Source organism: Myxococcus sp. CA039A (assembly GCF_013336645.1).
In the GTDB taxonomy this organism is placed as follows: Bacteria; Myxococcota; Myxococcia; order Myxococcales; family Myxococcaceae; genus Myxococcus; species Myxococcus llanfairpwllgwyngyllgogerychwyrndrobwllllantysiliogogogochensis.
The window spans coordinates 1-719 of the sequence record NZ_JABUMQ010000724.1; the positions used below are offsets into that span (position 1 = coordinate 1).

Here is a 719-nt window from a genome sequence, read left to right on the forward strand (position 1 = left end):
CGGTTGGGGGCGCGGCATTCACGACGGGAGGCGGCGAGTTGGCCCGCACCGGAGCCGACGGCCGTACCTGCTGTTCCTCCAGCGCCCTCCGGGAGAGGTCCTGAGACGACATCGGCACGGGGCTCCGGAGCCGGCCGTAGAGCACCCAGAGCAACATGGCCCCCAGCGCCAGCAGCAGGAGTCCGCCGACGATGGCCAGCAGGAGCCCTCGCGGATTCGTGCGTCCGGTGGTCGCGCGCGTGTCGGGGTAGTCGTAGCCGGCGTACCCGGCGGTGGACTCGTCGTCCTCGCCGTCGTCGCGGAGCGAAGCCGTGGGATTCGTGTGCGCCGCCGACATGCTGGAGTCGGTGTGGAAGTTCTCGTCCTCGTCGCCCACGGCCTTGCCACCCCGGGACGCGGGCATCTGCGGCCGGGAGGCATGGCGGTGGCTCACCGTCGCCGGGGTGATGGAGACGGACTGGGACGCCTCCACGTCCACCGACGACATGCGCCGCATGGGCGTGGTGAGCGACGCCTCCACGTCCACCGACGACATGCGCCGCATGGGCGTGGTGAGCGACACCGACTGCGAGGACTCCTCGTCCAGCGGCGACATGCGTCGCATGGGCGTGGTGAGCGACACCGACGCCTCCACGTCCAGGATGGACTGACGCCGGATGGGCATCGTCATGTCGCCGGAGGCCTCGCCCATGTCGAAGTCTCGGGGGTCCTGCGGCACG

The 719-nt window shown here is 71.1% G+C and carries 1 pseudogene; it reads right to left on the reverse strand.

The annotated features are described in order from the left end of the window. Window positions 1-691 (reverse strand): annotated as a pseudogene (locus tag HR086_RS47280) (hypothetical protein); the annotation flags it as partial. Window positions 692-719 lie beyond the last annotated feature (28 nt).